4 protein-coding genes are annotated in these 4,574 nt (G+C 34.5%); 1 reads left to right on the top strand and 3 read right to left on the bottom strand.

Going from position 1 to position 4,574, the window contains the following annotated elements; translation table 11 throughout:
• Nucleotides 1-198 precede the first annotated feature (198 nt).
• The 3 genes from NZ519_12415 to NZ519_12405 all read right to left on the bottom strand — a co-directional run bounded on the left by NZ519_12415 (nucleotide 199) and on the right by NZ519_12405 (nucleotide 4,061).
• Nucleotides 199-1,578 carry a hypothetical protein gene (locus NZ519_12415; GenBank protein MCS7029558.1) on the bottom strand — a complete coding sequence of 460 codons (1,380 nt, stop codon included), beginning with the start codon at nucleotides 1,576-1,578 and terminating at the stop codon, nucleotides 199-201.
• Between the two features lie 212 nt (nucleotides 1,579-1,790).
• On the bottom strand, nucleotides 1,791-3,176 hold the full coding sequence (locus NZ519_12410; protein MCS7029557.1) for a glycosyltransferase family 39 protein: 1,386 nt from the start codon (nucleotides 3,174-3,176) through the stop codon (nucleotides 1,791-1,793).
• 3 nt (nucleotides 3,177-3,179) lie between these two features.
• A complete protein-coding gene (locus tag NZ519_12405) occupies nucleotides 3,180-4,061 on the bottom strand; it encodes a hypothetical protein (GenBank protein ID MCS7029556.1) in 882 nt (293 codons plus the stop codon).
• Between the two features lie 181 nt (nucleotides 4,062-4,242).
• On the opposite strand from NZ519_12405, the gene NZ519_12400 reads away from it, so the two are divergent.
• A partial coding sequence (locus tag NZ519_12400) for a hypothetical protein (GenBank protein ID MCS7029555.1) occupies nucleotides 4,243-4,574 on the top strand: 332 nt, incomplete at its 3' end.

Genomic DNA, 4,574 nt, shown 5'->3' with positions numbered 1-4,574 from the left:
CCCTATTGCTGAAGTAGACACAGATGCTTCATACGTTTTAACAGAGAAAAATTTGCAAGAGAGTAAAAAAATAAAAACTTTTGATAAATTTTTACCTGACCTGAAAGCATTACTTGATATTGAAGGGGAATTCCAAAAGTAAAACGATAGCAAGGTGTTTTGCTCTGTACAGTACAGCGAAATAGTCAAAAAGGAACTCTAAAAAATTATTCTACTTACTTTTAGTCTGCTAAGTAGATAATATATACCGATTGCACTAAATATCCACACTATCCACACCACGGAGGTCATGTAGCGATGCTCAGGCAAAAAGAAAAACATGTAAAATGTTGTTCTATGGGTCCAAAGTAAAATTAAGAAAACAAGAGTGCTCGATTTCCATAACTTATGCTTTATAGTATATGTCATTCCCACCACAGCCAAAAGAAGTAAGCTAATGTATAAACTACTTAACACTATTTTCAACATATTTTGAAATTCCAGCGGATTTTTAAGTGCATCTAGCATGGAGATACCTTGCATAAACCAAAAATATTCAGAACCTGTATGTACCCACAAATGCCATCCTGTAAGAAGTGGATTAAACAAAAATACTTTCAAAGGGTTTTGTCTAATATGCTTGTAAGCATAGTACCTAAAGACACTATCCATTTGTGGTGTGTAAGTGTGAGTTTGATTGATAATGCTTTGGATTTGTAGAATATCCTTTTTTTCTTGTTCAGAAGTAAAAGCATACGTTGGTATATCTGCTTGACCAAAGTCTTGGTATTCGCAAAACATAATGCTCCAATGTCCTTTTTGCATTTCGCTTTCTCGAGTTATCCATGTTTTACACCAAATTGCAAAACCTGATTTAGATACTTTTTCAACGGGAAAAGGTGCAGAGAGAGGCATAAAAATTTTGAACGTGATGGCATTCCGCAATGTCCAAAGGCTAATCGGTAAAATCAAGATACAAGTAGCTATAAGCAGTTTTGAGATAGAAAGTGAGTAGCGTTTTCGGTAAATCCAAATGAAAAGTAGAATAAAAAGAGGTAAAAGTATCATATCCACTCGGGTAATCATACCATAACCTAGTAAAAAAGAAGCCCAATAAATGTTCTTTTTGTACAGAATAAAATAGGCTATTCCAACAGTAATAAAAGTGGTTAGCGTTTCACTTAAAATGTGATTGACAAAAATATCCGCCCTAAAATAAAATGTGTGAATACATAAAAAAAGATATGCAATTGGCTGAGCTTGGGGAATATCACTCTCTATTATTATGCGATATATCCAATACACTGCTAAGATAGATAGAAAGACTTGAACAAAAAGAGCAAATTTGTAATTTACACCAGTTAGCCCATATACTCCTGCGAGAAATAAAGAATAGCCAGGGACACGCGTGTAGCTAGGCACTATCGGTTCTGTTTCACTGCGTGAGAATGTACCATATTTGAGTATATTTATTGCACTTTGATGATATTCATATCCATCACCTAATAGTAGAGGATAGTGCAAAACGTATAACAAGCGAAGTATCCCCCCTATAAGAATAAAACACAGAGGTAAGTATTTGTGTACTAGTAAAAGCATCAAGCAAACCTAAATAACAAAATGGGAACAGGTAACGCAAAAAATACAAAATTTTCAAGAAGAAAGTTATTAAGAATTAAAAAATTCTCAATCAAGATTTCTTTTCTCCACTACATAAGTGAACAACTTCCAAAAGCTGCATATTTTTTGACAAAAAGTTGACAGACGGGTATTTGTAACTATTCTAAATAATTTGCTACGTTATTTATTATTCACATTAGATTTTTTGTTTTTGGATTTTTATCATAAAACGTAAGTGGCAGCATCATTGCTATAATCGGAATACGGTATCGGTTTTCCATGACGATGGCTACTAATATCATCATGTATAAAATTAAAATAAGTAAAAAGTAAATTAAAACATTTTTTCTGTTGAGAACAACATTTCTAATAAATAAAGCATATACGCTTATTAAAAAAGCAAAATGAAATATACGAAAAAGAGTTTGCAATATACTCTCTCTATAAAATTGATGCTTTATCTGTTTAATCAAGTTAGTTTCATCAAAAACTTGTTTTATACCTCTTTTTTGCAGTGTGCCTAGGTAGCTCTCCCATGTCCAGTTGCCCACGCCTAAAAGCATGTACATTCCACCTTTGAAAAATGAAAATAAAAAGTCTCGATAGTGATGCTCAAAATACTTTTTAGCTTCCTGCTGAAAATAGATATCATCTTCAAAGGTAAGAGCATTGGTGAGTGTAAGTAAGTTTGTGGTATCAGTTACGATTATGCCATGTTTTTTCATATATTCAGTAGGATAGCGATTAAAGAACTGAATTTGAGTTTCTTCAAATCCCTGTCCTGTAATATGCTGCTCTACCGAAGCACAGTAAAAAAATAACATTTGCCAACCTTTTTGTGCTGTAAAAACGAAATGCCCTGTATGTATAAAGTTTCGTAACGCCCAAATACCAGGTAGGGCTAATATAATCAGAGTGTATAAAACTAAGTTCTTCCAAGAAAAAAGCCTTTTGTAAGTTCCGTAAAGTACAAAAAATACAGTCAGGTATAAACCATACTGCGCTATAGGTCTGATATATAAAGCTATTCCCCAGAAAACTGCGCTAAGGTATAAGAAAAACGAACTTTTAATTTGCCAAGCTTTAAAGAAAAGTCCTAAAGCCAGCATCCAAATAAAAACGAATAGGGTTTCTGAACTTACATAAGTGCAGTAAGCAATGTTATTAGGTTCTATAGCATAAAAAATAGCAGGGAGTAAGTAGTTTTTACATTTGAAAACATTTTGGGCAATATATCCTACTATAAAAACAGTAAGACCTGAAATTACAATCTGCAAATAGACTAATAGCTGCAAAGAAGTGTCTATTAAAAGAGTAAGAGCAATAAAAATAGGATAGCCCGGTGGTCTAAAAAAGTCCTTAATTTCGCCCGTAGGATACTGTATAGCATAAGAATAGTGTGATAGAATGCTTTGAGCTAGCTTCAAATAATGGGTACCATCGTTGACTTCATTTCCCAGTCCTTGTGGTTGGCTGTCTGTAACTATTACAAAAAAAAGGATTCTTATGAATATAGCAATGCCTGTGATTAACCAAAGTCGCTTGGCAGATACAGTTTTGCCCTTAGGCAAAAGCATAAATTAATATTTGATTTGAGTAGAGGAATAAGTGCTATCTTCCCCCGAGCTAAGGTGGTAGCCTAAAGTATCGTCAGTTCCAATAACAGATTCTAATTCGGTTAAAATACTTTGGCTATCCTCAGTTTCACTAATAATTTCGTTGACTTGATTAGCAATAGAAGCAGGGTCTTTTACTGTAAGAGATTGTTCCAAAAGAAACTTGACATTATCTTCTATTGTGTCTATTTGTATTTTCATTACTTCTACGCTTTCCATAACTTTGCTTATCTTGTTGAAGCGTTTTCGTAAAATATCTAATCGCTTTTGTTTAGCTTTTTTAACAGCTTCTGTATCGTTAGGGATTTCTAATTCCAGCTTGAGAATTTCACTTTGAATCTCATTTTTCTTATTTTCTGATATAAATTGCTTACATTTTTGCCAGTTGTACAACAGTTGAAGGTATATTTGTTCCAACTCGTGTAGTTTTTGATAGTAAGTATCTAACAATACATCCGAAGTGCTGATTGATTTGTCATGATTGATACGAATTTGTTCTATGTTTTTTCTCAAGCTCATGTACCGTAGTTGTAGAGTTTTGTCTAATGATTTAAGCATGTACAGGGGGCTGCGAAGATGTTTTCTGTTTGCTTCTTCAATCTGTGCTAATTTTTTGAGTTTAACTGCTTTACGAAATCGTTTGTTGGTTGCCAAAGCGTTGACTAAAAATATCTCCGCTGCTAATAAGATAGCCGCTAATCCTAGTGGATTGGTAAAGTATTTTAGAACAAAGCTTACCACTATAAATACACACACGGCAATCATCAAAAAAGCAATGTTTAAAGGATTGATAAATGCTTCTTGATGATAGTTGATATCTATATTTGTGTCAGGTTTTTCTATCATGCTTATGCAAAAATACGAATAAAACTAACGCCAAGTTACGTTGCTTTGTTATACTTTTGACTTACAAACTACAATTATGTCATGTTGATTTTGCAATTTCCATAGTTGAGAATAAACTATTCTTGAAAATAGTAAAGAACTCTAATACTTGCAATTCTAAACTTGTATAATTACGTAAAATTTGAATTTTAATTTTTTTGGGCGTGTCCTTGCCCATACTTCGCTGCGCTTGTATGGGCAAGGTCGGCGTGCTGCGGGCTACGCTATCGCTTCGGTGCTACGCTTCGCTCCGCACTGGGCTAACGCCCACCCTCCGCATGCCTCACGCAGTGGATCTCTGAAAAAGCCATTTCTCTGTTTCTTATGTCAAGTTTTGGCTTGTAAGTACTTGTGCTTCAAGCTTAAACAAGGTAAAGACATAATTGCAAAGGTCATCTGCGTGAGGGGCATGGAGCATGCCGTTAGGCAGTGCGCAGCGTTAGCGAAGCACCGAAGCGAAGCGCAGTGCGGAAT

It is taken from the genome of Bacteroidia bacterium (genome assembly GCA_025056095.1).
Lineage (GTDB): Bacteria > Bacteroidota > Bacteroidia > JANWVE01 > JANWVE01 > JANWVE01.
The sequence above is the reverse complement of the archived record's forward strand: the minus strand, read 5'-3'. Positions and strand labels throughout refer to the sequence as shown.

Excerpts from the sequence above, each read along its gene's own strand:
- NZ519_12410 (MCS7029557.1), bottom strand. The coding sequence starts at position 3,176 with ATGCTTTTGCCTAAGGGCAAAACTGTATCTGCCAAGCGACTTTGGTTA.
- NZ519_12415 (MCS7029558.1), bottom strand. The coding sequence starts at position 1,578 with ATGCTTTTACTAGTACACAAATACTTACCTCTGTGTTTTATTCTTATA.
- NZ519_12405 (MCS7029556.1), bottom strand. The coding sequence starts at position 4,061 with ATGATAGAAAAACCTGACACAAATATAGATATCAACTATCATCAAGAA.